Here is a 26,089-nt window from a genome sequence, read left to right on the forward strand (position 1 = left end):
ATTTATATATACTTATATTGTATGCAGACGGGGGTATAATGTCAAAGATTCTGCTCTATTCTTCCATGAGCCAAAGCTCTGTCCGGCCGGGGCTGAGTCTCCACCAGAGCAGAACCCCTGCAGAAATAATACTCAGCCAGAACGTCCCGTAGCCGATTAAGGAAATGTACGGCTCAAGCGACGCTGAGACCCAGGGATACATTCCAAAAACGTAGTCAATCACATCATTATGTAATGTCCATACCGCTACTGCTCCTATATGCCAAAGCTTTACCCGGTAGTAAGGCAGATACAAAAAAGCCTGCAGTGCCATGCCTGCGTGAGAGGCAATAAGCATGTAGTGCTGCCAGCTGAGCGTCTCCCCGGCTACGCCGGAAAACACGTTCATTCCTACCGCCCAAAGCCCGTACTTTACAAGCGTTATAAAAGCGAATGCTTCCGCCAGTCCGCTCCTTCTGCCGATAATGTACAGCCCGATAACGATTGTAAAAACCAGGCTTGCTGTTGGACTGTCCGGGACGAAGGGCAGAAATACAGCCGGCGTCTGCTGCAGCTGCTGGCCGTACCAAATGTAGCCGTAAATGGTCCCGAGCGCATTAATAATAAAAAGAGGGATTAACACGTAAGGCGTTCCAAACCATCCAAGTAGCTGTTTCACTGTATCATCCGCCTCGTTTTATATGTAGGAAAAGACACAAGGCTCGTGTCTTTACTCGCTCATGCGAAGGTCTTCAAGCAAAAGCTGAAGCTCTGTGTTGTCCGGCTGCAGGGCTGAAGCCTGCTCCAGGTGCTTCAGCGCATTCTCCCGGTAGCCGAGTTCAAGCAGCAGGCGGCCGTACTCTTCGAGAAATACTTCGTTTTCCTGATATACGCTGTACACTTCTTCGTATTTTTCTTTCGCTTCGGCGGGTTCGTCCTGGAGGTTTTTAGCGCGGGCATAGTACCACTGAAAACGCACATCCGGCTCTCCCATTTCGTATAAATGATCAATCAGGTCAATCATCGCCTCCGGCTCTTCCTGCTCCATCCACATGCTGAGGAGCGCATTCGCCGCTTCAAGATGTGCCGGATTTAAAGCAAGTGCCTCCTTGAGGTGTTTTTCTCCTTCTTCTTCATTGCCAAGCGCCATATACAGCTTTCCGGCCTCGGTGTATAAATTTTCATTGTATTCATCTTCTTTAATGCCGGCCTTTGCTGCTTCCAGGGCTTTTTCATGTTCTTCGAGCCCTTCGTAGCTTCGCACGAGATACGGATAGAGTGCCACAAAGTCTTTGTCCATGTTGCGCAGCTCTTCGAATTTCTCTGCAGCCAGCTGATAATCGCTGACCTGAAGCGCCGTATAGCCGTATCCAAACAAGGCATGGAGCTCAGTATGTTCCTTCAGTCCAGCCTCATAGTAACTCAATGCGTCCTCAAACGAGCCGGTCACGCTGTATGCTTCAGCGAGACGAAGACTCAGGCTGCCATCCGGAAATTTAAATCCGGCGCCTTCAGCCTGCTTTAAATAAGGAATGCTTTTAGCGTAGTCTCCCCGGGATAAATAGTAATCTCCAACAGCGGCAAGCAGCACCGGCTCTTCAGGACTCTGCTTCAGGGCATCGAGCAGCTTTTGCTCCGCTACTTCATCGAGCCCCTGCATCTGGTACAAATCAGCTAGCAGCAACTGCGCCCGCAAATATTCTTCGTCTGACTCCTTCACCTCGAGCAGCCATTCAATCGCCTCATCTTCATCGTCCATATCAATCGCATTCTCGGCTGCTGTCGTCAGCAGTGCCCCCTCATCGGGATAGCGTCCGAGCAGGTCTTCAATCAGTGGCTGAGCCTTATCTGAGCGTCCCAGCTCCTGATACATTTCCACTATATCGTATTTTTCCTGATCGTTCGCAGAGTGGCTGTATTTCTCCATCTCTTCGAGTCCTTTTTCCGTATCGCCGTTTCTTATCGTTTCGAGGATCGTTTCTAAATTCACGCCGTCAACAACCTTTCTTCCAGGTAAATCTCTTTTAGCACTTTGTAATTATAGCAAACATTGCCCGCTGTGACGAACAGAAAACCTTCCCCCTGCCCGTTATGATAACGTTTACAAAAACAAAAAAAACACCTGATGTCTACTCATCAGGTGTGCCGCCACATCGGCTAGTTTTAAGATAAAGAGTATGGATAGGAGTGGAGAGAAACCATACGCTAATATTAGTATAACGTAATTGTAAGCGTTGTCAATGCTTCTCTCCTATTTTTCTATTCTTTTTTCCGTTAACCGATGTAGGATTCATAATCGTGCTTTTCGAGCTGCTGCATGCCGGCCCGCCGATCTTCTTCCGTACGGAAGGTCAGCTGCAGCACACCCATGATGTCCTCTCTCGTTTCAAGGATCCGTATATTGATAATACTGATGCCGGTACGTCCAAGAATTCCGGTTACGTCCGAAATAACGCCGGGGTGGTCCGGCACATCGACAAACAGATCATAAATGGACGGGATGGCTCCCTGCTTTTTCGCAGGCAGACCGTCACGATAGGATTTTGCATGCTCAAAAAACTGGTATATCTGCTCTTTATCCCCCGCAGCAAGCATTTGTTCAATGGCACTCATCTGCTGCTTCCAGTCTTCCATCAGCTGCCGCATCACGTCATTATTTTTCAATAGAATATCGGTCCACATTTCCGGACTGGCTGAAGCGATTCTCGTAATATCCCGGAAACCGCCGGCTGCGAGCTTTGTCACCCAGGCCTGTTCGTCCTCCATTCCCTTCACCTGATGCACAAGTGCTGAGGCTACGATATGCGGAAAATGACTGATTACGCCCGTCAGCAGGTCATGCTGCTCGTAGGACAGCTCTATAAACTTTGCCTGCGTGCCCTGAAGCCAATCTTTGATCTCACCAATTTTTTCAGAAGAACCAGGACCGTTTGGCACCAGCACGTAGTAGGCATTTTCAAACAGACGGACCCGGGCGGCATGGACACCGCTTTTATGTGATCCGGCCATTGGGTGGCCGCCGATAAAATGAACGTTCTTTCCCGAAAGAACATCTGCCTGCTCACAGATCGATGTTTTTGTGCTTCCGACGTCGGTAATGATGGCCCCCGGCTTTAAAGCCATGCCGGCCAGCTGCACGAGCAATTTTTCCGTGGTGGCAACCGGAGTGGCAAGCACTACCAGGTCTGCTTCCTTTACAGCCTTTTCCAGGTCCGGGGCTGCCTCGTCAATAACATTCAGGGAGACCGCGAGCTTAGTCTGGGCTTCATCTACATCTGTTCCTGTAATATAAACACCGGGATGTTCCTGTTTGATGGCAAGGGCAATTGACCCTCCGATCAGTCCCAGCCCGATAACTGCTGCTTTTTTCTGCATCTGTTTCCCCTCCAGGCCTCTCTTTGTTTCCATACATAAAAACACCCGGCCCCGAGCGGAGCCGGATTCCAGATGTTGTCCGCTAAAGCCTGGCCTGCTGATGTTCAAGCACTTCACTCAGCGTCTGGCGGAAAGCTTCATTCTGCTCCTCGGTTCCTATCGTTACACGAATCGATTCCGGATAGCCGAGAGCTTCGCCTGAGCGGATGATGATTCCCCTTTTCAGCATTTCGTCAAAAACTACGCTTCCTGCAACTCCTGTATGAATCAGCAGAAAATTGGTTTGGGAAGGCACATAGTCTAGTCCCTGCTCTTCGCAGAAAGACGTCATTTTATCTAGTTCAATTTTATTCTTCTCCCGGCACTTTTCAATAAAGGTGCGGTCCTTCAAGGCAGCCGTTGCCGCCCGCTGGGCCACAGCTGTAACGTTGAACGGGGGCCGGACCGGATCCAGGGACTGAATCAGTTCTTCGTGGCTCACGCCGTAGCCAACCCGGAGTGATGCCAGTCCGTAAGCTTTTGAAAAGGTGCGCAAAAGAAGAAGGTTCGGGTACTCCTGCAGCAGCTTCAGCGTATCCGGATAATCGTTTGCGGTCACATATTCAATGTAAGCCTCATCCGAAACAACCAGTACGTTTTCCGGCACCCGGTCAAGGAATGCCACAAACGCTTCATCATTAATATAGGCGCCGGACGGATTGTTCGGATTACATACCCAGACAATACGTGTCTGTTCATCAATCGCTTCAAGCATAGTGTCCAGCTGATGCTCTCCGTCCACTGCCGGAATTTCACGGATTTCTGCTCCTTCAATGGCTGCATTATGCTTGTACTGCGAAAACGACGGTACTGCCATAACGGTATTTGTGTCCGGGCCAAGCATGGCCCGGCAGAGCATTAAAATAACTTCATCGGACCCGGCTCCAAACAGCAGCTGTTTTTCTCCAACATTCAGCTCTTCGGCCACTGCCTGACGCAGCTCAGCTGCATAACCATCCGGATAAATCTCCGGATCGGCAGCAGCTTCTTCGATTGCCTGTTTGGCCTGCAGCGGAGCACCGTACGGATTTTCATTGGAAGCCATTTTATGAACGGTAGTCAGTCCTAGCTCCCGTTTCACTTCTTCAATTGGTTTTCCCGGCTGGTAAGGCGTCATGCCTTTGATTTGTTTTTTAATATACAACTTTGTCACCTCGTCTTTGTATGCTGATTACTATCTTACGACGAAATTAGCGTGGAGACAAAGGTTTTAATTTCGTTCAGCGCCTGCTCCCGCTCTGTTTTTTCAGCTGAAACGAGTGCCTCCTGCTGTTCTTCGACGATTTTCATAATCGCACTGCCGACGACAATGCCGTCGCTCACACCGTCAAGCAGCTCCACCTGCCGGCGGTTGGATATGCCAAAGCCGACAGCAACCGGCACCGTGCTTGCTTCTTTCACCTTGCGGATAAAAGCATAGGCTTCGTCCGGGAAGGCATCCCTCGTACCAGTTACGCCAAGACTTGAAACGCAGTACAGAAAGCCCTGGGCCTGGGAGGCAATTTTTTCAATGCGGTGGGCAGATGTCGGCGCCACGAGTGAAATGACCGACAGTCCATTCTTCCTGGCAAGCTCACTGATAAAGCTGCTCTCTTCCATGGGAAGGTCCGGAATCAGCACCCCGTTTGCCCCGGCAGATGCCGCTTCTCTGACAAACGTCTCTTCTCCCATACGCAGCACCGGATTCACATAGGAAAACACGACCACCGGAATTGTCAGCCCACGTTCTCTCATCGTCCGGATCATGCGCAGAGCCCCTTTCAGACTCATACCACCTTTAAGGGCGCGTTGAGCTGAACGCTGCAGCAGAGGACCGTCAGCCAGTGGATCAGAATACGGAATGCCAAGCTCTAAAATGTGGGCGCCTGCCTCCTGCAGCGAAAGAGCAATCGAAATCGTCGCTTCTTCATGCGGATCCCCTGCCATAATAAATGGCACGAACAGAGGGTAAGGAGCCTGCGCTGCCGCTTCTTCCACTGTCAGCACATTTGTTGCTTTATTCATTACTGCTCTCCCCTTCCATACGACGGCGGATCGTTTCAACGTCTTTATCTCCACGACCCGAGAGACAAATAACGATTCGTTCACTTCTGTCCATCTGTTTGGCTTTTTCAAACGCCAGGTAAAGGGCATGGGAGGTTTCAATCGCCGGAAGTATGCCTTCTTTCTTTGTTAAAAGCGAAAGTGCTTCCAGGGATTCTTCGTCTGTCACCCCCGTGTATTCCACGCGGCCGCTTTCAGCCAGATGGGCGTGCTCTGGTCCAATGCCCGGATAATCCAGCCCGGCGGAAATGGAATACGGCTCAATAATCTGTCCATTTTCATCCTGGATTAAATACGTCAGCGAACCGTGGATTACCCCGCGGGTGCCTTTCGAAATCGTTGCTGCGTGCATAGCTGTATGAACGCCCATGCCGGCTGCCTCCGCGCCGTATAGCTTTACGTTGTCTTCAAGAAACGGATAAAACATGCCGATCGCATTGCTTCCGCCTCCCACGCATGCTGCAATCGCATCCGGAAGAGCCCCGCACCGCGTCTGCATCTGCCGCTTGGTTTCATCCCCAATAATCCGCTGATAGTTCCGGACAATCATTGGATAGGGATGCGGGCCAACGACCGAACCGATCAGATAAAACGTATCTTCCACGTTTGTTACCCAGTAGCGGATCGCTTCATTGGTGGCGTCCTTTAAGGTTTTGTTTCCGGACGATGCAGGCAGCACTTCCGCTCCCAGCAGCTCCATGCGAAAGACATTCAGTTCCTGCCGTTCCATATCCTCTTCACCCATAAACACCTTGCACTCCAGCCCAAACTTAGCGCAGACGGTCGCTGTCGCCACACCGTGCTGGCCGGCGCCTGTTTCTGCAACAATTTTTGATTTCCCCATCCGTCTGGCCAGAAGCACCTGGCCGATAGCATTATTTAATTTATGGGCACCGGTATGAAGCAGGTCCTCCCGTTTTAAATAAATTTCTGCTCCGCCCAGATGCTCCGTCAGGTGGCCTGCGAACGTCAGCGGGGTCTCCCGGCCGGCATATTCACGCAGAATATCCTGGTACTCCTCGTGAAAGGATTCGTCCTCCCAGGCTGCATTAAATGCTTCTTCAAGTTCTTCGAGTGCATACATGAGCGTTTCCGGCACATACTTTCCGCCGTAATCCCCGTACCGTCCGTGTTCATCGGGATATATCTGCTGCATAGCTATTCAACCTCTTCTCTAATTGTTCTAATAAGCCGGCATCCTTTACTCCGTCTTTTTCCAGCCCACTGGAAATATCAATGCCCGCCGGATGATACGCAAGCAGGTCTTCAACATTTTCCGGGCGAACTCCTCCGGCAATAAATAACGGAAGGCGGTGGGCTTTTCCAGCTTTAATATAGCCGGGTACGTGCTCCCAGGCGAAGGATTCGCCGGAGCCTCCGAACCGGCCATCGATTTTAGCGTCGATGATGAAACCATCAACGTAATCCGCATAGGCATCGATCTGCTGATGAGTGTATTCTCCGTGCGGCAGGGCTTTCCACACATCCTTCCCTGTACGGTGGCGGATCACCGCCGCTTCTTCCGGCGGTTCCTCGCCGTGCAGCTGAATCACATCCGCCTGTATTTCTTCAACGGTCGCAATCACTTTTCGAACCGGTGCATTCACAAACAGGGCTGTTACCCTTTTACCGTGCAGCGGATGAGTCTGCAGCCATTCGCGAACGGCTCCCGGCTCCACTTCCCGTTTCCCCGGGGCAAATACAAACCCTGCAAAGGCGGCAGAGGAAGAAGCTGCAAGCCGCACATCATTTTCGGAATGCAGGCCGCACATTTTAAACATCGGCGTCTGTGGAGGCATGGTCGCTCACTCCCCGCAGTTTTAGTAGCGCTTCACGTACATCCGGCTGTCTCATCAGGGATTCTCCGACAAGTGCCGCTTCTGCCCCAAGCAGCTGTATATAATCGAGGTCTTCGTTTGTACGTATGCCGCTTTCGCTCACGAGCACACTTCCTTCCGGTATGAACGAAGCTGCTTTACCTGTCTGCCCGAGCTCTGTATGGAACGTATGAAGATCACGGTTATTGATACCGATAATTTCCGGTGTAAACTGATGGAGAAGTTCGTGCAGCTTTTCGGGTGAATGTGCTTCTACAAGCACCTCCATCCCGAGCTCGTAGGCCTGCTGGTATAATTCGTGCAGCTTTTCCGGGGCAAGGGCTTCTGCGATCAGTAAGATAGCATCTGCCCCCATCGCCGCACTTTCCTCCACCTGTCTGGCATCGATAATAAAGTCCTTTCGCAGCACAGGCAGAGAGGAGATTTTTTTGATCGCTGTCAGATAGGTGCTGCTCCCCTGGAAATACGTTTCATCCGTCAGCACCGACAGGGCGGCGGCGCCTCCCCGTTCATAGCCAAGGGCGATGGCTTCCGGATCGAAATCACTCCGTATCAGCCCTTTGGAAGGCGAAGCTTTTTTGACTTCCGCAATAATCTGTACGTTCGGCGGATCCTGCTGCAGTGCTTTTTTCAGCGAATAAAAAGGTACGTCCGGACGCTCGCCAACCGTAATACGGGAGAGCTCTTCCTGTTTAGTTTGCAGTATTTTTTCAAGCATACGTTGAATTAACCTCATTTCCCCGCAGGCGCTGCAGCTGCTGTTCGGCTTTGCCTCCACGGATGACTTCTTCCGCAAGCTGCACGCCGTCTGCGATTGTTTCTGCCCGACCGGCAGCGTAAAATGCAGCACCCATGTTTAATAGTAAAATGTCTTTTGCAGCCCCGGTTTCTGAGCCGTTAAAAATATTTTCGATCAGCAATGCGCTTTCTTCTGCTGTTTCCACCTGTACCTCTTCGACGGGAGATCTCTTCAGCCCTGCCTCTTCCGGTGTAATTTCATATTTCGTAATTTCACCATTCCGAAGCTCTGTAATGTACGTACTGTCTGAAATCGTCATTTCATCAAGTCCGTCTCTGCCAGTAACAAATAAAGCCCTGCTTGCACCCAGGTTTTTCAGTACGTAGGCCATTTTCTCCCCATATTCCCGGTCAAACACACCGACCACCTGAATATCAGCATTCGCCGGATTTGTTAACGGACCGAGCACGTTAAAGATTGTACGAAAACCCAGTTCTTTTCTCGGGGTGACTGCATGCTTCATTGCTACGTGGTAGAGCGGGGCAAACAGAAAGGCCAGCCCTTTTTCCTGGAGGGCTTTTACCGCCTCATCAGGTCCTGACTGTACGGGCACCTGCAGTGTTTCAAGCACATCGGCGCTCCCGCTTTTGGATGATACCGAACGGTTGCCGTGTTTGGCTACCTTAATTCCCGCTCCGCTTAACGCGATTGCAGAAGCGGTGGAAATATTGTACGTTGAACTTACGTCGCCGCCGGTGCCGCACGTATCGAGAAGAGAAGGCTCCTCATGCTCTAAAGACAGGGCGTGACGGCGCATGCTGCGGACAAAGCCGGTCAGCTCTTCCACGGTTTCGCCCCGAAACCGCATAATGGTAATAAGGCCGGCAATCTGGCTCGGCGTAGCCTCTCCCTGCATAATAAAGTCCATTGCCTGTTCTGCTTCCTGTTCTTTCAGTGTATGCCCCTCAATGCATTTATTCAACAGTGCCTTAAGCATGAATATTCTCTCCCTTCTCATCGGTGAACATTGCTTCGGCAGCGGCTACTGTACGAAGAAGAGCTGCTGCTTTATTCTGCGTTTCTTCATATTCCGATGCCGGGTCCGAATCGGCAACGATACCGGCTCCGGCCTGTACCTTTGCCGTCTGATTTTCCACAAGCATAGTCCGGATAGCGATGCAGGAGTCAATGTTGCCGTCAAAGCCCATATAGCAGACAGCCCCGGCATACATTCCGCGTCTTGTCGGCTCGAGCTCCTTTAAAATTTCCATCGCACGGATTTTCGGCGCTCCGGAAACGGTTCCGGCCGGAAAAGCGGACTGAAGAGCCGCAACAGGGGAAACAAACGGGGAAAGCCTTCCTGTCACTTTGGAAATAATATGCATTACGTGTGAGAAGCGGACTGTTTCAAGCAGCACCGGCGTTTCCACCGTGCCGTAGGAAGCAATCCGGCCAACATCATTTCTGGCCAAGTCAACGAGCATAAAGTGTTCCGCCCGTTCTTTTTCATCGGCAAGCAGCTCTTCTTCGAGTGCTTTATCTTCTGTGTCGGTCTGTCCCCGCTTGCGGGTCCCGGCAATCGGATGAATTTCCACGTGGCCGTCGAGCACCTGCACGAGCCGTTCCGGAGAGCTTCCCACCACTTCTGTTTCCCCGAGACGCAGATAAAACAAATACGGCGACGGGTTGATCATGCGGAGTACCCGGTAAAGGTCAAATCCGCTTACCGTTGTTGGAAGCTCAAAGCGTTGGGACAGCACCGTTTGAAATACGTCCCCGGCTACAATATATTCTTTAATTTTCTCCACTGCCTCCATGAAGTCTTCCTTCGAATAATTGGACTTAACCCGGCTGAAGTCCACTGCTGTGTTTTTTTCCAGCGGCGGGTACATGGCGGATCCGGAATTTCCGTTCTGCAAACTCTTTTGAAGCTTTCCCACCGTGGCCTTTGCATCGTCAAAACGTTTCTCAGGCTCTTTATCTGTATGTTCATCGTAATAGATGATCGTCAGCTCTTTATTCGTCTGATCGAGCGCCATAATCGTGCGGCAGTAGACAAAGTGTATACGTGATTCCGGAGCGCTCTCCGGGGCAAGCTTGGGCTCAAATAATTCCACAGCATCGTACGAAAGAGCGCCGACTGCGCCTCCTTTAAACGGGAGATCCACCTCCGGGAGCGAGGGATCAATATAGTCTGTCGCCTGCTGCATGCAGTCCTCCAGATCAGAAGCTGTAAGTATGAGGGTACCGTCCGTTTTTTCGAGACGAAACTCCCCTCCCTGCTCTACAATCCGGAAGGAAGGGTGAAGCCCGACAAACGAGTAACGGGACCACGGAGAGGCTTCGTCTTTACTTTCAAGCAGATATACCGCGTCTTCCTGAAAGTGGCGAAACACATCGATAGGGGTGAGGGTGTCGGAAAAGTAATGCTCCATATAGGGAATTGTGCGGTGGGACGCACACTCGTCAGTGAATGCTTGCTTCGTTGTTTTGGTCACGGTTTTTCCTCCTTTGATCGGAAAAGCATGCCAGAACACGAGAAAAACCTCTCTGCGGACAGAGAGGCATGATAGAAGAGAACCCTGCCTATAGCTTCGCAGGATTTTTTGGTTAAATGTATTGTCAGGTATCTTCTATTCTCTGCTATTCTGCCTCTGCTCTTCTAACTCTCTATGCTGCCTCCGACGGCAGCGCTCATCTATACCTTAACTGTCGATGCTCTAAACTTATACTTATCCTACTAGGAATCCTTTTGCTTTGTCAAACCCAGGTCCGGGCGAAGCGCTACCGCTTCGTTTAAAAAGATATGCTTCACATCTTTTGCAGGTACATTCACTTCCGCAGTCATCATTACGCGGATGCACCGCTCCAGGCTCCCGGGCACCGGGATTTCCTGGGCACACATTACCGGCACAAACTCCCAGCCAGGAATCTCCCTTGCTGCTTTTGCCGGAAAAGCAGCGTTAAGATCAGAAGTGACCGTAAACCAAATATGCGAGACCTGGTCTGCGGTAATGTGATTTTCCGTAATCATCTCCTCAAGTACCCGGCCGGTTTCCTCCCAGATCTCTTCTGCGCGGTTTTGTTTTACCGTTGTTGCTCCCCGTACACCTCGTATCACTGTTGTCACCTGCCTATTTGTAATGGCGATCGAGCAGCTGCCTGATCGTGTTTTCTTCCACTTTTGCTGTCAGCGGTTTTCCCGGCTTCTCGAGCAGCACGTAATGGATCTCCCCGTAGGAAGCTTTTTTATCTCTTTTCATCGATTCCACTAATGCATCCGCCGAAAGCCCGCCCGGGGCATCCACCGGATAGCCCAGCGATTCGAGCCATGCTTTTTCTTTCTCCAGCTCCCAGTCGCCTGCGCTTTCATTATTACTTACCGCAAGAGCAAACCACAGGCCGGCGGCCACTCCTTCTCCGTGAGTGATGCGTCCGTAGCCCATTTCTTTCTCCAGGGCGTGTCCAAGGGTGTGCCCGAGATTTAAAAATGCCCGCACTCCCTGCTCGCGTTCATCTTCTTCGACAATACGCGCTTTAACTTCAATCGACCGTTTAATCCACGAAGCAACCTCCGGCGACTTCATGTCCTCCACGCTCTGTACGCGGGCTTTTAAATCCTGTAAAAAGGCCTCCCCGTCGAGGTAGGCGTGTTTGATCATTTCGGCAAAGCCGGAGCGCCACTCTGCATCGGGCAGGGTATGAAGCGTCGCGGTATCATATATGACAGCCAGAGGCGGATGGAAAGCGCCGGCCAGATTTTTGCCTGCTTTCAGGTTAATGCCCGTCTTTCCACCTACGCTGCTGTCCTGGGCAAGAAGAGTAGTGGGAAGTTGAATATAGTCCACACCCCGCATGTATCCGGCCGCTGCAAAGCCGGTCAAATCACCGGCCACTCCGCCGCCGAGCGCCACAAAGACAGATTTTCTGTCCATTTCGTTTTCAGCTGCGAATTCCCACAGCCGGGAAAGCTCCTCCACCGATTTGGACTGCTCACCCGAAGGCATTACATAGGTGCTTACGGGCAGCAGCCGTGCGAGCTGGCTTTCTGTCTCTTCCCGGTAAAGAGCGTCCACGGCCTTGTCCACGACGAGCAGGAAGCGGCTCTTGCCCGCCGCTGTTTCCTTTAAAACATCTGCAAGCTGATAGCGCAGCCCTTCCCCGATTATTACCGGGTAACTTCTTTTCTCCGCCTGTATCTGAACAGTTTCCATTAGTTAAAAATCCTTGGCTTCCTGTACATATTCTTCAAAGTTCCGGCGGATACGGTCCACATTATCTGTACCGAACATATCCAAAAAGGAAACGGCTACTTCAAATGCTACAACGTTTTCCATTACAACTGAAGCCGCAGGCACTGCACAGCTGTCCGAGCGCTCAATGCTCGCTTTAAACGGTTCCTTGGAATCAATGTCTACGCTTTGCAATGGCTTATAGAGGGTCGGAATCGGCTTCATCACGCCCTGGATAACCACCGGCATCCCGTTGGTCATTCCGCCTTCAAATCCGCCAAGGTTGTTGGTGCTCCGGTAATATCCGTTCTTTTCGTCCCAGACAATTTCATCATGCACCTGGCTGCCCGGCCGGTTTGCCGCTTCAAAGCCGATACCTACTTCAGCCCCTTTAAAAGCGTTAATGCTCGCAACCGCTCCGACGATTTTGCCGTCAAGCTTATGGTCATATTGCACGTGACTGCCTAGTCCCACTGGCAGTCCTTCCACTACGGTCTGTACGACGCCGCCAATGGAATCGCCATCCGCCTTCGCCTTGTCGATCGCTTCCATCATTTGTTTTTCCGCCTCCGGATCGAGACAGCGGACCGGAGAGGCTTCTGATTTTTCCTGAAGCTCCTGCATGGAGGAATAAGACGTCTCTGCTGAATGGATCCCGCCTATCGTAAGAACCTGACCGCCTACCTCTATTCCGAAGGTTTTGAGAATTTTTTTCGCCAGTGCCCCTGCCATTACCCGAGCAGTTGTTTCTCTTGCCGAGGAACGCTCGAGCACGTTTCTCATGTCACGGTGCCCGTATTTAATAGCCCCGTTCAGATCTGCATGCCCGGGGCGGGGACGTGTAATTTTCCGCTTCACTTTTTCCGCTTCCTCTTCGGAGAGCGGTTCGGTGCCCATAATCTTTTCCCAGTGCACGAAATCGTCATTTTCGACGACCATAGTAATCGGTGCTCCGGTTGTTTTCCCATGCCGGACCCCGCTTAAAAATTTCACTTTATCTTTTTCAATCTGCATTCTGCGGCCCCGGCCATATCCGCCCTGGCGTCTGGCGAGTTCCTGGTTGATATCTTCTTCAAGAAGCTCCATCTGTGCCGGGACTCCCTCAACGATCGTTGTCTGCTGTGGTCCATGTGATTCTCCTGCGGTTAAAAATCTCATATGCGTCTTCTCTCTCCTTTGCTCCATACGTATCTCTTTAGTGCTTTTATGCAGTAAATGATAACATAATCCTTTATTTAGCGAAACTGCCTTCTTTCATCTTCCTGAAAAGCTTAGCTTTTTCGGTAAAAAAAAGTTCCGGCCGGCTCAAACTTATACTTTTCCGGATGAAACATCTGCTCCGTGCTTCCGACAAACAGCACGCCGCCCGGGCGAAGCGCACTGTAAAACTGGTGGTAAATATAATCCTTAGCTTCCTCTGTAAAATAGATCATCACATTTCTGCAAATGATAATATCTACATCCCCCACCGGTTTGTCCGCAAGCAGATTCTGCTTTTTAAAGCGAATATCCCGGGCAGCCGCTTTTGTGTCAAACTGGTAGGCTGGCGGACTCGCTTCAAAATATTTCTGCAGATACGCCGCTGGAACGTTTTCTATGGCCCGGCTTGAATAGATACCCATCTGCGCCTTTTCAAGAATACTGGTGTCAATATCTGTCGCCGTAATGGAAAAGGAGACCCCCGGAAATGCTTCTTTCATCATCATCCAGAGCGAGTATGGTTCTTCACCTGTAGAACACGCTGCAGACCATATGTGCAGATTGCTGCGTTTGTTAAGTATTTCCGGAAGAACCGATGTCTGAAGCACCTCCCACCGGGAAGGGTTACGGAAAAACTCGGAAACATTGATAGTCATCCGCTCAAGTATTTCCTTCAGAAGCGCTTCGTCTTTTTGAAGCCCCCGGTCAAATAAATCTGTAAATGAATGAAAACCTTTTTTCTGCAAAAAGGAAAACAGCCGCCGCTTCATCTGCGCCTCTTTGTATAAATGCAGGTCCAGGCCGGTCAGTGCCTTCATCTTTTGCACGAATAGACCGTAATCCTCGGCCATTTGATTTTCCACTGCTGTATGTTGTCTGCTTGTCATCGTATCCCCACTTTGCTGAGTATTATTATATCACGGCGGCCTTGTTTCTTCAGGTTCCGCCCAAAGATCTTTTTCATTATATCGACCAGCAGAAAGGGAATTTTCACTTGATAAACAGGTGGAAGGCCCGGTGAATTAAAAAAAGCGGGCCCCCTGAAGGGACACGCTTTAGATTAATATCTTTTCGCCCGTTTTTCCGCTTTGGAATCCGCTACGACGAAGCAGGCGTGAATGGATGCCGGCACCCAGAAAAGCAGGAGCAGCAGGAAATTGATAAATGCCTGAAACGGCCGGCCGACGAGCAGCACCGCTACCGGCGGCAAAAGTATTGCAAGTAAATACATCATTAGTTATCACCCTTATCTTGAATTGTCTATAAGAGTGTATTCCCAAAAGCGTAGCAGCTTAATCTTATTTTACAGCCAGACATCAATGGAACGTTCATATTCGATCACTTCTTCCGGATCAAAAAACAAACCAATCTCTCGATCCGCGCTCTCAAGGGAATCTGAGCCGTGGATAACATTTTTCTCCTTCACATGCCCATAATCGCCGCGGATCGTTCCTGCCGGTGCTTCTTTTGGATCAGTTTTCCCGATCAGCAGCCGGGAAATATGTATAGCATCCTGGCCTTCGAGTACTAAGGCAAACACGGGGCCCGACGTAATAAAACCGACCAGATCATTGAAAAAAGGTTTTTCTTTATGTTCTTCGTAATGCTTTTGGGCCAATTCAGGTGAAATGTGCATAAATTTACCGGCGGCGATTTTCAGTCCTTTTTCTTCAAAACGCTGAACAATTCTGCCAACCAGTCCGCGCTGGACTCCGTCCGGCTTTACCATTACAAACGTGCGTTCACTCGTCATATTTCTTCCCCCATCCATTACTATTTACCAAAATTAGTATAGCAAAAGTTGAAAGCGTTAGCAATTACCGGCTGGACGGGGAGAATCAATATTTTCTGCCACCAATATAGGCAGCAATATCTTTTAAAGAATCCTTTGCCTCTATGTCCGGCAAAGCGGCAATAGCTTCGTAGGCTTTCTCCAGATACCGCTCACTCATTTTTTTTGCATATTCGATACCCCCGGAATTGTTGATTTCCGAAAGAATGCGGGTGACCTGCTCTTCGTCGACGGCTTCTTCCTGAATGGCTGCACTGATGTTTTCCTGAAGCTGCGGGTTCTGATGCATAGCATACAGCGCAGGCAGCGTTACATTTCCCTGTCTTAGATCACCACCGGCGGGCTTTCCAAGCTCTTTTTCGCTTCCGGTAAAGTCGAGAATATCATCGATAATCTGATAGGACATACCAAGGTGATAGCCGTACCGGTAAAGCTGGCGCTGCGTCTTTTTTGATGCTCCGGCGCTTGCAGCACCGAGTTCACAGCCGGCCGCAATCAAAACTGCTGTTTTTCTCCGGATTCTGCGCAGGTACGTCCGCAGTGGCTGCTCCCAGTTGTACTGGTCCCGGATCTGTTCGATCTCGCCGACACATATTTCGATCAGCGTTTTTGAGATAATCCGGTTGATAACAGGATCGCGGTAGTAGGCTGCGCGCTCAACAGCACTTCCAAAAATATAATCACCGGTATACATCGCTACTTTGTTATCCCAGGCAGCCTTGACTGTAGACTCACCCCGGCGCAGTTCAGCATCATCTATCACATCGTCATGAACGAGGGAAGCCATGTGTATCAGTTCAAGCGAAGCGGCCGCATGTTTGATATGTTCAATATCATAATTTCCAAATTTCGCACTGAGCAGCACTAAAACCGGCCGGATACGTTTGCCTCCAGCTTTTAATAAGTGATTTGACGCTTCAGTCAAGACGGCGTGTTTCGAATCCACCGCTTCTTCAAGCGTTTTTTCAATCACTTTAATATCCGGTTTTAAATCTCTGTACAGATCCATCAGCTTCATCTTATTCACCTTCAAAATAAATAATGCACCTCGTCTCCCGGCTGCAAAATATCTAAACTTTCAACTGCTTCATTTAAATATCCATACTTATAAGCGAGATGGTAATAATAAAGCAGGCCTTCCTGCTCCCTGGCCCCAAGCGTGAAATGAAGTCCCCGGAAGTACTCCTGCCAATACGAACTGCTGCCTCCGAGCCGATGACTGTAATCACTGGCCATTCCGGCAAAATCGTCCTGCTGTGCTGTGCGGCGGCTTTGTAAAAAACCCTGATAGAGGGTGGACCACATGCTTTCGGCCTGATGGAACGACTCGTTTTGAACGGCAAATACAGCGTAAACCATCGGCAGACCGGTATGAGCATACCATAACTCACCGAGATCGTAACGGTACCAGTCACTTTCCTCCCAGGAAGCCTTGATGGCGTCATCGCCAATTAACAGGTAAGCGTCATTCTCCTCTTTCATTTTCACCGGGTCCGGTGCCTGCGTTTGATAATCCGCCTCTGTCACCTGATAGAATTCCTGCAGTATAATTTTCAGCAGATGAACGCTTGTCGCACTTGTCGATGTCAAAGCAATCCGCTTTCCCGTAAGCTCATCAAGAGGATAATGGGAGTAGAACAAAATGGACCGTACTTTGCCTGCAGAAGCTACACAAAGAGACGGCAGAAGCGAAAGAGCACGCGTACTGGACCCAAAAGCAAACGAAGATACAGCGCTTCCGCTCAGCTTTTGTTCTTCAAGCTTTCGGTTCAGTGAAGCGGGTACGTCCTGTTCGAACTGCACCCCTTCCTGCTCGAGCTTTTGCCGTTCAAGATAATAAAAAAACGGTTTTGCATTCGTATAAGCAATTTCTCCCATTGTTATGGACATAACCATCTCTCCAAATCGTATACATCTTCCTTACGCAGGTGTACATATCTTTACATTAAAATATCTCCAAGGGTAAATACTAATATCACAATACTTATAATCCCGTTCATGGGGAAAAAGGCGACCCCGACCTTTGACAGATCGTAAGGCTTCACCAGTGAATGCTCATAGATCATGATTGCAGCGGCTGCAGAAACTCCAACAAGGTAAAACCAGCTGAGCGGCGAAAGCAGATACAGTGCCAGAAGAGAAATCAGACTGACGAGATGAAATCCCCGGGAAATGTAAAGAGCTTTTGCAATCCCGAAACGGGCCGGGATGGAATTCAGTCCGGCGCGCTTATCATACTCTGCATCCTGTGTCGCGTAAATAATGTCAAATCCGCCAATCCACATCGCCACCGCTGTAAAAAGCAGAAATGCCTCCGGCTGAAGCGTGCCTGTCACTCCTACCCATCCGCCGAGCGGAGCGATGCCAATTGTTACTCCTAAAAACACATGGCAGAGCCAGGTGAAGCGCTTCGTGTAGGAATACAGCGTCATAAAAAATACAGGAATTGGCAGAAGATAGACTGCCAGCATATTTAACTGGAACGCAGCGACAAATAAAATAAAAAAAGATCCAAGCACAAACAAAATGGCTTGACCTCGTGAAACCTCTCCTGCAGGAATGGCTCGTGTTTCCGTTCGCGGATTGCGGGCGTCTATTTCTGCATCGATCAGGCGGTTCAATGTCATTGCAGCGCTGCGGGCACCAAACATTGCCAGTGTAATCCAGATCCAGTCAGCAATGGAGGGCCAGGAGCCGTTGATCATCAGGCCGCCGAGCGCCGCTCCCAAAAATGCAAACGGGAGGGCGAATACGGTATGCTCGAATTTTATCATTTCTAAAATAGTTTTAATTTTACTCATTGGTTCAACTTCCTTATCACTGTCATCTTATCATTTTTTGCGGGCGATATGGGCGCAGACTGTGCCGGCAGAAAAAGGAGAAATCTGTACCTGGCTGAACCCTGCTTCCATGAACATAACTCCAAGCGTTTCTTTCGACGGAAATACCATCGTCGATTCCTGTAGCCAGCGGTATTCGTCGTATCGGTTAATCAATACTTTTCCTATCACCGGCATGACTGATTGAAAATAAAAGGAATAAAATTTTTCCACGATGCTGTTTTCCGGCCAGGACGTTTCCAGGCACACAGCGGTGCCTCCAGGCTTCAGCACCCGCTGCATTTCCTTAAGCACCCGCAGATAATCGGATACGTTCCGGAGGCCGAAGCCTATCGTTACGTAATCAAACGAGTTATCAGGAAACGGCAGGCTGTTTACATTGCCATGTATTAAATCGATGTTTCTGAGCTGTTCCCGGTGCACCTTCTCCCGACCGACTTCAAGCATTTTTTCACTGAAGTCGATGCCGGTGGCGCTGCCGCCTTTTCCTACTGCTTTACCAAGCTGGATCGTCCAGTCTGCCGTGCCGCAGCATAAATCGAGCGCTTTTGAGCCGCGGCGGACGTTCATCTGCTTCATGGTTTTTTTACGCCAACGCTTATGCAGCCGGAAGCTGATCACGCTGTTCATATGGTCGTAGTTTCCTGAAATAGACTGGAATACCTGATATACTTTATTTTCTTTTTGGGTAGCCATCATTGAAACCCCTTTTTACTCAATACCTACAGCTATCCATTCATCCATTAACGATTGCAGCGTATCAGAGAGCTGTTCGTCTTTTTCAACCTGCTGATGAAAAAAGCTGTGTTCTTGATCGATTAGTTGTTTTAATATTTGCTGTGCGCTCTGCGATTGACCTTCCCAGTACTGCACCTGGGCGGCACAGGCTGAAAATTCTTCGGTACGGCCAAACCACTCCCATTCATGAAGCAGCCTTTTCAAGGCAAAAATAGACGAGGAAGCCACTGCAAGATGCGGGCGTCCGTAAAAATGGATGACCTCTTCCACAATACCCGCTTCACTCGTTCTTAGTGTTTGAAGCATGTCGGTATGGTCCCGGCACTCGCCAAAATGCAGCTTCATTTTCGCTTCATTCATGCTTCGGATTGCTGATGTAAAAACAAGAAGGATTTCCTGATGAAAGGCAGTACTGAGCAGACGGTAGTAGAGACTGCTCATCAAATCCCCGTTCAGAATCGTCAGCTGCCTTATTTTTTTATCATCGCCGTCGTTATGCAGCTGGATCTGTTCATGAGCTTTAAACGCCGATTGAACGAGCAGTACAGCTGCAATTTGTTCCCCCATCCGTTCCCGGGGCACTTTGGCTTCTTTTAACGCCTCAAGCAGAAGGTGGATCGTCTCTTCGTGCGCTTCCGGCAGCCCGATTTTCTCCTCAATATACGAGTGCTGGGTCAGGCGCTGAAACTCTTTTTTTATTTCCTCTGCACATGGTGTCCAGTAGTTGTTCATGCCGCTTCCCCCAACCCCTTAAATGCTGGTGATTTCATTTCTTGCGTTCTATGCTCTCCAATTATAGCACAGCCTCTTTGTTTCCAAGAAAGATTACGTTAATCTTCCCCGCTACCTGCCTTTATTTCGCCGTAGCTCGTTTGTATAACCGCGTTGCCCCGCACCTTGATCGCAGACGTATGTTCGGTAAACTGGGCGATGAGCACTTCTCCGCCGTCTAATTTCTCCAAGTGATGGAAACGGGTGTCCTTGCCGCGGGTCAAGCCCATGACGTTGACACCGTCTTCTTCTGCACGGATGACGATAAAATCATCTCCATTCTGCATTTAAGACCCTCCCTGTTTTCGTTTTGTTCCCATGGTAAAGCGCCCGCTCTCTGCAGGCGCCTCGTTTTTATCTGCTGGGGATCAGTGCTTAATGAGCGAAAGAACCTCGCTCCTTGCCGCCTGATCTCCTTCAAATGTTCCTCTCACTGCAGAAGTTACCGTCATAGATCCAGGTTTCTTCACGCCGCGCATGGTCATACACATATGTTCTGCTTCAAGCACGACCATCACTCCGTGAGGTTCAAGCGTCGAAACAATTTCATTTGCGATAGTATAGGTGATACGTTCCTGAAGCTGTGGACGTTTGGCAATCGTTTCTACAGTCCGGGCCAGCTTGCTGAGACCTGTCACCATTCCGCCTTTCGGGATGTAGGCTACGTGAGCCTTACCGAAAAAAGGAACTAAGTGATGCTCGCACATCGAAAAAAACGGTATGTCTTTTACCAGAACCAGTTCCTCGTGATCTTCCCCAAAGACAGTTTTTAAATGCTCGTCTGCTGATTCATGCAGCCCGGCAAAAACCTCCTGATATAAACGGGCTACTCTGTCCGGGGTGTCAAGCAGGCCTTCACGGCCGGCATCTTCACCAACTCCTTCAAGAATCAGCCTGACACCTTCTTTTATTTTTTCGTGATCGAAATTAGCCACCGTAAGTCCTCCAATCAACTTCTGCTGCCTTCAGCCGCTGCTGTTTGTCTTGAAAAATTTTAGCACAAGCCCTTTTAGAAAGCAAAAGGGGCGCCTTTAAACGTAACTGGCGCATTAATTATTATCATCAAGCAGCATGATGGAGTGCTCTTTCTCATTTTTCTTCCCACGCTCCATCAGGGATTTCGCCATTTTTTCCGGTGGCACGTGCTCAAACAGTACTTTGTACAACCCTTCTGTAATCGGCATTTCCACTCCAAGCGAACGGGACCAGTGATATACAGCTTCAGTGGTGCGCACGCCTTCAACAACCATCCCCATCTGCTCCAGGACGTCTTCAAGGCTTTTACCTGAACCGATTTGATTTCCAGCCCGCCAGTTCCGGCTGTGTTCACTTGTACATGTAACGATCAAATCCCCAAGACCCGAAAGGCCGGTAAAAGTGAGCGGAGATGCGCCCAGATGCGTGCCGAGCCGAGTGATTTCCGCCAGCCCTCTAGTCATTAAAGCGGCTTTTGCATTATCACCGTATCCAAGTCCTGACGTAAGACCGATACCGAGGGCAATAATGTTTTTCAATGCCCCGCCAAGCTCGACACCGAGAAAATCATCGTTGGTGTATACACGGAAAGCCTGATTCATAAACAGCTCCTGAACACGGGTCTGTACGTGTTCAGACGTGCCGGACACTGCGACAGTGGTCGGCTGCTGCTCTGCCACTTCTTCTGCGTGGCTTGGTCCTGAAAGCACTGCCATTCCCTGAAAAGAAAGACCGGCCCACTCTTCTTCGAGAATTTGCGATACCCTTAAAAACGATTCAGGCTCGATACCTTTAGCCGCGTGTACGACAATAGTGTCCTGCTGAAGATACGGCATTAAATCCCGGGCGATTTTTCTGACGGCTCCACTCGGGACTGCAAGAACAATAAAGGAAGCCTCTACTGCTGCTTCCTTTATGTCCGTTGTAGCCACTATATTTTCCGGCAGTACGATCCCTTTTAGATAGCCTTCGTTTCTGTGTGTGGTATTAATTTCTTCAGCCAGCGCTTCTCTGCGGCACCAAAGACGCACCGCATGCTGATTTTGTCCTAACACAGAAGCCAGGGCCGTTCCCCAGCTCCCTGCTCCGATAACAGCTGCCTGTTTTTTCATGCTTTTAACTCCTTTTATCCTTCACTGCTCTTTTTATACAATGAGCTTTCATTGCCACGCAGCAGGCGGACGATATTTGTACGGTGCTTCCATATCGAAAGAAGGCCGAGAAAAACGGTTAAATACAAATAGGTCTCTGGATGTCCGTTGGTCGACTGGGTATAAAAAACCGCAACCGGGGTTAAAACAGCAAACAATAGAGAACCAAGAGACACATAACCGGTAACTGCAATAGCTGCAATCGCTATAATTCCGACATAAATTGCCGGAAAAAAGACGAGTACGCTGATAACTCCGATGGCAGTGGCCACGCCTTTGCCCCCCCGGAAGCCGAAATAGACCGGCCAGTTATGCCCAAGCACAGCGGCAAGACCGCCAAGAGCGGGAGCCAGGCCATCCACCTGGCTTAACGACAAAAATCCTGGCAGCAGGCCCAAGGCTGCCCATTGAAAAAAGAAGCCGAGCCACACCGCCACCATACCCTTCAGCACGTCCAAAAGCAGCACCACAACCGCCCATTTCGTGCCCAGGACCCGGCGGGTGTTAGTGGCACCGGCATTGCCGCTTCCAACAGAACGGACGTCCACCTTTTTTATACGCTGTACAAATAGATAACTAAAACTAACTGAGCCGATTAGATAACCAATCACAACTGCAAGAATTACTCCCATTGTACTCTCCCCTTACCAAACCATTTCCGTCTGCTATTCGTTTTTCTTTCTGGCCACGATCCGAAGCGGTGTGCCTTCAAACGAGAAAGCTTCACGGCATTTGTTTTCCAAATACCTGCGATATGAAAAATGCAGAAGCTCCGGGTCATTTACAAACAACACAATGACTGGAGGGCCCGAGGCGACCTGTGTTGCAAAATTAATACGCAGGCGTTTGTTACTATGGGTCGGGGTCGGGTTCATAATCACCGCATCCATAATAACTTCATTTAACACGTTGGTAGGCACACGTACGTGATGATTTTCAGCCACCTGACGAACTACCGGCAGCAGGTTCTGCATTCTCCGCTTCGTTTTGGCAGACAGGAAAACGATCGGTGCGTAGTCCAGGAACTGGAACTCCTCCCTGATTTCTTCGGTGAACCGGTGCATCGTTTTGTCGTCTTTTTCAACTACATCCCATTTATTAACGACAATAACGATTGCCCGGCCGGAGTCGTGCGCGTAGCCTGCTACTTTTTTGTCCTGCTCCCGAATGCCTGCTTCGCCGTCGAGAACGACAACAGCTACATCGGCCCGTTCCATAGCACGCATCGCCCGGAGAACACTGTATTTTTCTGCTTTTTCATACACTTTTCCCCGACGGCGCATACCTGCCGTATCAATGATGCTATATTTCTGTTCGTCTTTTTCGAACTCCGTGTCCACCGCATCCCTCGTTGTACCGGGAATTTCGCTCACAATGACGCGTTCTTCTCCGAGTACTGCGTTCACAAGAGAGGATTTCCCTACGTTCGGCTGACCGATGACTGCCATATGAATCGTGTCATCGTCCTTTTCTTCTTCATCCTCCACAGGAAACCGTTCGAGTACTTCATCAAGCAGGTCACCAAGGCCAAGCCCGTGCGATCCGGAAATTGGAAATACTTCTCCGAGTCCAAGGGAGTAAAACTCATACATCTGCTCCCGCATTTCATAGTTGTCTATTTTATTCACGGCCGTGATGACCGGTTTTTTGGATCGAAGCAGAATATCTGCGACTTCTTCATCTGAAGCCGTAATACCGTCCCGCCCGTTTACGATAAAAATAATGACGTCTGCCTCATCGATAGCAAGCTTAGCCTGCTCCCGAATTTGAGTGAGCAGCGGTTCATCGTTCAGTTCGATGCCTCCGGTGTCAATCACGTGAAAGAAGCGATGCAGCCATTCACCTTCCCCGTAAAGCCTGTCTCTTGTAATACCCGGCTCGTCTTCGACGATAGCCATTCGTTCTCCGATAATACGGTTAAATATTGTTGATTTGCCAACATTTGGCCTGCCGACAATGGCGACTGTAGGTTTTACCATCATTTTGATTCCTTTCTGTCTCTAAATCTATCTTCATTATCATAACATGAAACAGATCCGTTCCTCTCCCCCAAATTTGTATCCGGCGGGTAAAACAAGGAAAAAACCAGGCACGAAAAACGCGCCTGGTTGCTTTTACGAAATTTATATCGAACGCCGGCTGTATAAAGAAGTGTCAATGCCACGCTCTTTCAGCCAGTGGGCCGTTTCTCCACGCAGAACAATTGGAGCCTTTTGCAGTTCATTAATGTTTTGAGCCCCCACCGCTGTCATTACTGTTTTCAGTTCCTCCTGTATCTGCCGGAGAAAAGAAGCGGCGCCCTCTGCTCCGTGGTCTTTCGCTTCCCGCAGGACGGCACCTGCCATTCCGCTGGCACTGCCTCCAAGTGCAATAATCCTTGCGACGTCCAGGCCGTGCCTTACGCCTCCTGAGCCAATAACACTGCCAGGGCGCCAGGCGTGTACGGTTTCGGCGATGGCCGCCGCTGTCGGAATACCCCATTGATCGAAAAAAGCAAACGGACGATCTCGTCTTTTGTTTTCAATCATGGAAAAATTCGTCCCTCCGCTGCCGCCCGCGTCAATAATGGCTACTCCTGAGTTCCGCAGCTTGGCTGCCGTTTCAAAAGAAATGCCAAACCCTACTTCTTTTACAATTACCGGAACAGAAAGCTCATTCGCAATACGTCCGATGCGGTCCAGGGCTCCCTGGAAATCCCTGTCTCCTTCAGGCATAACAAGCTCCTGAATGACATTCAAATGAATCTGAAGAGCATCAGCCTGAATCATTTCAACCGCCTGGCCAGCCTGCTCTACGCTTACTTCACTTCCTGTATTGGCAAAAATAACACCGTCAGGATTTTTTTCCCGTACGATTTTATATGTATAGGATTCCTGCTCATTTTTGATGGCCGATGTTTGGGACCCGACTGCCATAGCAACGCCAGTTGCTGCTGCAGCTTCTGCCAGTGACGCGTTAACAGCGGCTGTTTCACTGCCGCCTCCACCCGTCATTGCATTAATAAGAATCGGCGAACTTAACGAAAGTCCGCCGATTTCTACTGATGCATCTGTATAAAGAGAAGCTGAGTCAGGCAGACTTTGATGGACAAATTGAATGTCATCTAAACTGCTTTCGGCTGAAAAACCTGTTGATAAAGCATATTCAATGTGATCCTGTTTCCGCCTAGCCCGCGACACAAGCAAATCTCCTTACTTTTTATATTTTTTCAACTGATCGCCGACCATATCTCCAAGGGAGAAGCCAGCGTGATCTTCTTCCGGTGCTTCGTATTCGCTTTGAACTTTCGAATCGCTGGTTTCAGGATTTTCAAGTTCTCTGATGCTTAGGGAAATACGATGTTCGGCAGGATTAATATCAAGTACTTTTGCTGTAACTGCCTGCCCTTCTTCAAGCACCTCTCCCGGCGTTCCGATGTGACGGTTCGCGATTTGGGAAATGTGGACAAGACCTTCCACTCCGGGAGCCACTTCAACAAATGCGCCGAAGCTGACCAGTCGTTTCACCTGACCATCAATAACATCTCCGGCTTCGATTTGTCCTTCAATAGTCGTCCATGGTCCAGGAAGGGTATCTTTAATCGAAAGAGAAACTCTTTCGCTGTCCGGATCAACAGCTAAGATTTTTACTTCGATCTCATCGCCTTCGTTGACGATTTCTCCTGGTGATTCCACACGGTGATGAGCCATCTGCGAAATGTGGACAAGACCGTCGACACCGCCGACATCCACAAATGCGCCAAAGTTAGTCAGGCGCTGCACTGTTCCTTTCACCGTATCTCCTACATTCAAGTTTTCAAGCACTTCTTTCTTCTTCACTTCGGCCTCCTCGTCCAGAACGGCACGCTGAGATAAAATCAGCTTGTTTTCTTCCGGATCTATTTCTGCAATTTTTAGTCTTAATGTTTTTCCCTGATAATCTGAAAAATCTTCCACATAATATCTTTCCACGAGCGAAGCCGGGATAAAGCCGCGCACGCCTAGATCGACCACAAGCCCGCCTTTGACAATTTCAGCCACCTGGGCTTCAATAACATCGCCGGATTCATACTTTTCCTGAAGCTCGCCCCAGGATTTATCAGCAAGTGCTGCCCGGCGGGAGAGAACCAGCTCATCATCTTCCATTTTAGTCACTTTGAATTCGAGCTGATCTCCTTCCTTGAGCACATCGTCTACTTTTTCTACGTGCAGGCTTGAAAGTTCGCTGATCGGAATAACCGCATCTACTTTATAACCAGCATCCGCATACGCCTGTTTTTCTTCTACCTTTGTTACTGTGGCAGTAATGATATCTCCCACGTTAAACTCTTTCATACCTTCAAGTTCGTTGTTCATTTCATCTGCCATTGACCATTGCCTCCTTCAGTGTCCTTAAATC

28 protein-coding genes are annotated in these 26,089 nt (G+C 49.6%); all 28 read right to left on the bottom strand.

The window, feature by feature from the left end; all coding sequences use genetic code 11:
- Window positions 1–55: 55 nt before the first annotated feature.
- Window positions 56–658, bottom strand: coding sequence for a DUF1405 domain-containing protein (locus Q9M42_RS03450; protein WP_322525131.1), 603 nt, complete (start codon window positions 656–658; stop codon window positions 56–58).
- Window positions 659–709: 51 nt separating this feature from the next.
- Window positions 710–1,969: a tetratricopeptide repeat protein gene (locus tag Q9M42_RS03455; RefSeq protein ID WP_322525132.1), complete on the bottom strand. Its 1,260-nt coding sequence runs from the start codon at window positions 1,967–1,969 to the stop codon at window positions 710–712.
- 284 nt (window positions 1,970–2,253) lie between these two features.
- On the bottom strand, window positions 2,254–3,354 hold the full coding sequence (locus tag Q9M42_RS03460) for a prephenate dehydrogenase (protein WP_322525251.1): 1,101 nt from the start codon (window positions 3,352–3,354) through the stop codon (window positions 2,254–2,256).
- Between the two features lie 82 nt (window positions 3,355–3,436).
- On the bottom strand, window positions 3,437–4,537 hold the full coding sequence (hisC, locus tag Q9M42_RS03465) for a histidinol-phosphate transaminase (protein WP_322525252.1): 1,101 nt from the start codon (window positions 4,535–4,537) through the stop codon (window positions 3,437–3,439).
- 35 nt (window positions 4,538–4,572) lie between these two features.
- Window positions 4,573–5,397, bottom strand: a complete 825-nt coding sequence (gene trpA / locus Q9M42_RS03470) for a tryptophan synthase subunit alpha (RefSeq protein ID WP_322525133.1) — start codon at window positions 5,395–5,397, stop codon at window positions 4,573–4,575.
- On the bottom strand, window positions 5,390–6,592 hold the full coding sequence (gene trpB / locus Q9M42_RS03475) for a tryptophan synthase subunit beta (protein ID WP_322525134.1): 1,203 nt from the start codon (window positions 6,590–6,592) through the stop codon (window positions 5,390–5,392). Before trpB ends, trpA begins: the two co-directional genes overlap by 8 nt.
- On the bottom strand, window positions 6,570–7,235 hold the full coding sequence (locus tag Q9M42_RS03480; protein WP_322525135.1) for a phosphoribosylanthranilate isomerase: 666 nt from the start codon (window positions 7,233–7,235) through the stop codon (window positions 6,570–6,572). The genes trpB and Q9M42_RS03480 overlap by 23 nt, the downstream gene beginning before the upstream one ends.
- Window positions 7,210–7,992: an indole-3-glycerol phosphate synthase TrpC gene (gene trpC, locus Q9M42_RS03485; protein ID WP_322525253.1), complete on the bottom strand. Its 783-nt coding sequence runs from the start codon at window positions 7,990–7,992 to the stop codon at window positions 7,210–7,212. The genes Q9M42_RS03480 and trpC overlap by 26 nt, the downstream gene beginning before the upstream one ends.
- Complete coding sequence (trpD, locus tag Q9M42_RS03490; RefSeq protein ID WP_322525136.1) at window positions 7,985–9,010, bottom strand: anthranilate phosphoribosyltransferase; 1,026 nt, start codon at window positions 9,008–9,010, stop codon at window positions 7,985–7,987. Before trpD ends, trpC begins: the two co-directional genes overlap by 8 nt.
- Window positions 9,003–10,511 carry an anthranilate synthase component I gene (gene trpE, locus Q9M42_RS03495; RefSeq protein ID WP_322525137.1) on the bottom strand — a complete coding sequence of 503 codons (1,509 nt, stop codon included), beginning with the start codon at window positions 10,509–10,511 and terminating at the stop codon, window positions 9,003–9,005. Before trpE ends, trpD begins: the two co-directional genes overlap by 8 nt.
- A 242-nt stretch (window positions 10,512–10,753) precedes the next feature.
- Window positions 10,754–11,134, bottom strand: coding sequence for a chorismate mutase (aroH, locus tag Q9M42_RS03500; protein ID WP_322525138.1), 381 nt, complete (start codon window positions 11,132–11,134; stop codon window positions 10,754–10,756).
- A gap of 13 nt (window positions 11,135–11,147) precedes the next feature.
- The gene (aroB, locus tag Q9M42_RS03505; protein WP_322525139.1) at window positions 11,148–12,227 is read right to left on the bottom strand and encodes a 3-dehydroquinate synthase; all 1,080 of its coding nucleotides are present in this window, start codon (window positions 12,225–12,227) and stop codon (window positions 11,148–11,150) included.
- A 3-nt stretch (window positions 12,228–12,230) separates the two neighbouring features.
- Window positions 12,231–13,403, bottom strand: a complete 1,173-nt coding sequence (gene aroC, locus Q9M42_RS03510) for a chorismate synthase (RefSeq protein WP_322525140.1) — start codon at window positions 13,401–13,403, stop codon at window positions 12,231–12,233.
- 113 nt (window positions 13,404–13,516) lie between these two features.
- Window positions 13,517–14,332 carry a CheR family methyltransferase gene (locus tag Q9M42_RS03515; protein WP_322525141.1) on the bottom strand — a complete coding sequence of 272 codons (816 nt, stop codon included), beginning with the start codon at window positions 14,330–14,332 and terminating at the stop codon, window positions 13,517–13,519.
- Window positions 14,333–14,505: 173 nt separating this feature from the next.
- Window positions 14,506–14,679, bottom strand: a complete 174-nt coding sequence (locus Q9M42_RS03520; protein ID WP_322525142.1) for a YqaE/Pmp3 family membrane protein — start codon at window positions 14,677–14,679, stop codon at window positions 14,506–14,508.
- Between the two features lie 69 nt (window positions 14,680–14,748).
- Complete coding sequence (gene ndk / locus Q9M42_RS03525) at window positions 14,749–15,198, bottom strand: nucleoside-diphosphate kinase (RefSeq protein WP_322525143.1); 450 nt, start codon at window positions 15,196–15,198, stop codon at window positions 14,749–14,751.
- Between the two features lie 85 nt (window positions 15,199–15,283).
- Entirely contained in the window at window positions 15,284–16,255 is a 972-nt protein-coding gene (gene hepT, locus Q9M42_RS03530) for a heptaprenyl diphosphate synthase component II (RefSeq protein ID WP_322525144.1), read from the bottom strand.
- Between the two features lie 11 nt (window positions 16,256–16,266).
- Window positions 16,267–17,127 carry a menaquinone biosynthesis protein gene (locus tag Q9M42_RS03535; protein ID WP_322525145.1) on the bottom strand — a complete coding sequence of 287 codons (861 nt, stop codon included), beginning with the start codon at window positions 17,125–17,127 and terminating at the stop codon, window positions 16,267–16,269.
- A 50-nt stretch (window positions 17,128–17,177) separates the two neighbouring features.
- Window positions 17,178–18,038: a UbiA-like polyprenyltransferase gene (locus Q9M42_RS03540; RefSeq protein WP_322525146.1), complete on the bottom strand. Its 861-nt coding sequence runs from the start codon at window positions 18,036–18,038 to the stop codon at window positions 17,178–17,180.
- A 30-nt stretch (window positions 18,039–18,068) separates the two neighbouring features.
- Window positions 18,069–18,773 carry a demethylmenaquinone methyltransferase gene (locus Q9M42_RS03545; RefSeq protein ID WP_322525147.1) on the bottom strand — a complete coding sequence of 235 codons (705 nt, stop codon included), beginning with the start codon at window positions 18,771–18,773 and terminating at the stop codon, window positions 18,069–18,071.
- Between the two features lie 15 nt (window positions 18,774–18,788).
- The gene (locus Q9M42_RS03550) at window positions 18,789–19,547 is read right to left on the bottom strand and encodes a heptaprenyl diphosphate synthase component 1 (RefSeq protein WP_322525148.1); all 759 of its coding nucleotides are present in this window, start codon (window positions 19,545–19,547) and stop codon (window positions 18,789–18,791) included.
- A gap of 98 nt (window positions 19,548–19,645) precedes the next feature.
- A complete protein-coding gene (mtrB, locus tag Q9M42_RS03555; protein WP_298785985.1) occupies window positions 19,646–19,873 on the bottom strand; it encodes a trp RNA-binding attenuation protein MtrB in 228 nt (75 codons plus the stop codon).
- Window positions 19,874–19,954: 81 nt separating this feature from the next.
- Window positions 19,955–20,521: a GTP cyclohydrolase I FolE gene (gene folE, locus Q9M42_RS03560; RefSeq protein WP_322525149.1), complete on the bottom strand. Its 567-nt coding sequence runs from the start codon at window positions 20,519–20,521 to the stop codon at window positions 19,955–19,957.
- A gap of 114 nt (window positions 20,522–20,635) precedes the next feature.
- Complete coding sequence (locus Q9M42_RS03565; RefSeq protein ID WP_322525150.1) at window positions 20,636–21,673, bottom strand: NAD(P)H-dependent glycerol-3-phosphate dehydrogenase; 1,038 nt, start codon at window positions 21,671–21,673, stop codon at window positions 20,636–20,638.
- Window positions 21,674–21,687: 14 nt separating this feature from the next.
- Complete coding sequence (plsY, locus tag Q9M42_RS03570; protein ID WP_322525151.1) at window positions 21,688–22,344, bottom strand: glycerol-3-phosphate 1-O-acyltransferase PlsY; 657 nt, start codon at window positions 22,342–22,344, stop codon at window positions 21,688–21,690.
- Between the two features lie 33 nt (window positions 22,345–22,377).
- Window positions 22,378–23,691 carry a ribosome biogenesis GTPase Der gene (der, locus tag Q9M42_RS03575; RefSeq protein WP_322525152.1) on the bottom strand — a complete coding sequence of 438 codons (1,314 nt, stop codon included), beginning with the start codon at window positions 23,689–23,691 and terminating at the stop codon, window positions 22,378–22,380.
- A 144-nt stretch (window positions 23,692–23,835) separates the two neighbouring features.
- Window positions 23,836–24,891 carry a type 2 isopentenyl-diphosphate Delta-isomerase gene (gene fni, locus Q9M42_RS03580; RefSeq protein ID WP_322525153.1) on the bottom strand — a complete coding sequence of 352 codons (1,056 nt, stop codon included), beginning with the start codon at window positions 24,889–24,891 and terminating at the stop codon, window positions 23,836–23,838.
- 12 nt (window positions 24,892–24,903) lie between these two features.
- The gene (rpsA, locus tag Q9M42_RS03585) at window positions 24,904–26,058 is read right to left on the bottom strand and encodes a 30S ribosomal protein S1 (protein ID WP_091611240.1); all 1,155 of its coding nucleotides are present in this window, start codon (window positions 26,056–26,058) and stop codon (window positions 24,904–24,906) included.
- Window positions 26,059–26,089: the final 31 nt, after the last annotated feature.

The sequence above is a fragment of the Marinococcus luteus genome (genome assembly GCF_034497705.1).
GTDB classification, from domain to species: domain Bacteria; phylum Bacillota; class Bacilli; order Bacillales; family Marinococcaceae; genus Marinococcus; species Marinococcus luteus_A.

What these genes read in the sequence shown, in the direction of transcription:
- aroB (WP_322525139.1), bottom strand. Translation starts at nt 12,227, where the DNA reads ATGGAAACTGTTCAGATACAGGCGGAGAAAAGAAGTTACCCGGTAATA.
- trpA (WP_322525133.1), bottom strand. Translation starts at nt 5,397, where the DNA reads ATGAATAAAGCAACAAATGTGCTGACAGTGGAAGAAGCGGCAGCGCAG.
- trpB (WP_322525134.1), bottom strand. Translation starts at nt 6,592, where the DNA reads ATGCAGCAGATATATCCCGATGAACACGGACGGTACGGGGATTACGGC.
- Q9M42_RS03550 (WP_322525148.1), bottom strand. Translation starts at nt 19,547, where the DNA reads ATGAACAACTACTGGACACCATGTGCAGAGGAAATAAAAAAAGAGTTT.
- Q9M42_RS03460 (WP_322525251.1), bottom strand. Translation starts at nt 3,354, where the DNA reads ATGCAGAAAAAAGCAGCAGTTATCGGGCTGGGACTGATCGGAGGGTCA.
- Q9M42_RS03520 (WP_322525142.1), bottom strand. Translation starts at nt 14,679, where the DNA reads ATGATGTATTTACTTGCAATACTTTTGCCGCCGGTAGCGGTGCTGCTC.
- Q9M42_RS03480 (WP_322525135.1), bottom strand. Translation starts at nt 7,235, where the DNA reads ATGCCTCCACAGACGCCGATGTTTAAAATGTGCGGCCTGCATTCCGAA.
- Q9M42_RS03565 (WP_322525150.1), bottom strand. Translation starts at nt 21,673, where the DNA reads ATGAAAAAACAGGCAGCTGTTATCGGAGCAGGGAGCTGGGGAACGGCC.
- aroC (WP_322525140.1), bottom strand. Translation starts at nt 13,403, where the DNA reads ATGAGATTTTTAACCGCAGGAGAATCACATGGACCACAGCAGACAACG.
- ndk (WP_322525143.1), bottom strand. Translation starts at nt 15,198, where the DNA reads ATGACGAGTGAACGCACGTTTGTAATGGTAAAGCCGGACGGAGTCCAG.
- rpsA (WP_091611240.1), bottom strand. Translation starts at nt 26,058, where the DNA reads ATGGCAGATGAAATGAACAACGAACTTGAAGGTATGAAAGAGTTTAAC.
- Q9M42_RS03515 (WP_322525141.1), bottom strand. Translation starts at nt 14,332, where the DNA reads ATGACAAGCAGACAACATACAGCAGTGGAAAATCAAATGGCCGAGGAT.
- mtrB (WP_298785985.1), bottom strand. Translation starts at nt 19,873, where the DNA reads ATGCAGAATGGAGATGATTTTATCGTCATCCGTGCAGAAGAAGACGGT.
- der (WP_322525152.1), bottom strand. Translation starts at nt 23,691, where the DNA reads ATGGTAAAACCTACAGTCGCCATTGTCGGCAGGCCAAATGTTGGCAAA.
- hepT (WP_322525144.1), bottom strand. Translation starts at nt 16,255, where the DNA reads ATGAAGCTGATGGATCTGTACAGAGATTTAAAACCGGATATTAAAGTG.
- plsY (WP_322525151.1), bottom strand. Translation starts at nt 22,344, where the DNA reads ATGGGAGTAATTCTTGCAGTTGTGATTGGTTATCTAATCGGCTCAGTT.
- trpD (WP_322525136.1), bottom strand. Translation starts at nt 9,010, where the DNA reads ATGCTTAAGGCACTGTTGAATAAATGCATTGAGGGGCATACACTGAAA.
- trpC (WP_322525253.1), bottom strand. Translation starts at nt 7,992, where the DNA reads ATGCTTGAAAAAATACTGCAAACTAAACAGGAAGAGCTCTCCCGTATT.
- Q9M42_RS03545 (WP_322525147.1), bottom strand. Translation starts at nt 18,773, where the DNA reads ATGGCTACCCAAAAAGAAAATAAAGTATATCAGGTATTCCAGTCTATT.
- Q9M42_RS03535 (WP_322525145.1), bottom strand. Translation starts at nt 17,127, where the DNA reads ATGTCCATAACAATGGGAGAAATTGCTTATACGAATGCAAAACCGTTT.
- Q9M42_RS03540 (WP_322525146.1), bottom strand. Translation starts at nt 18,038, where the DNA reads ATGAGTAAAATTAAAACTATTTTAGAAATGATAAAATTCGAGCATACC.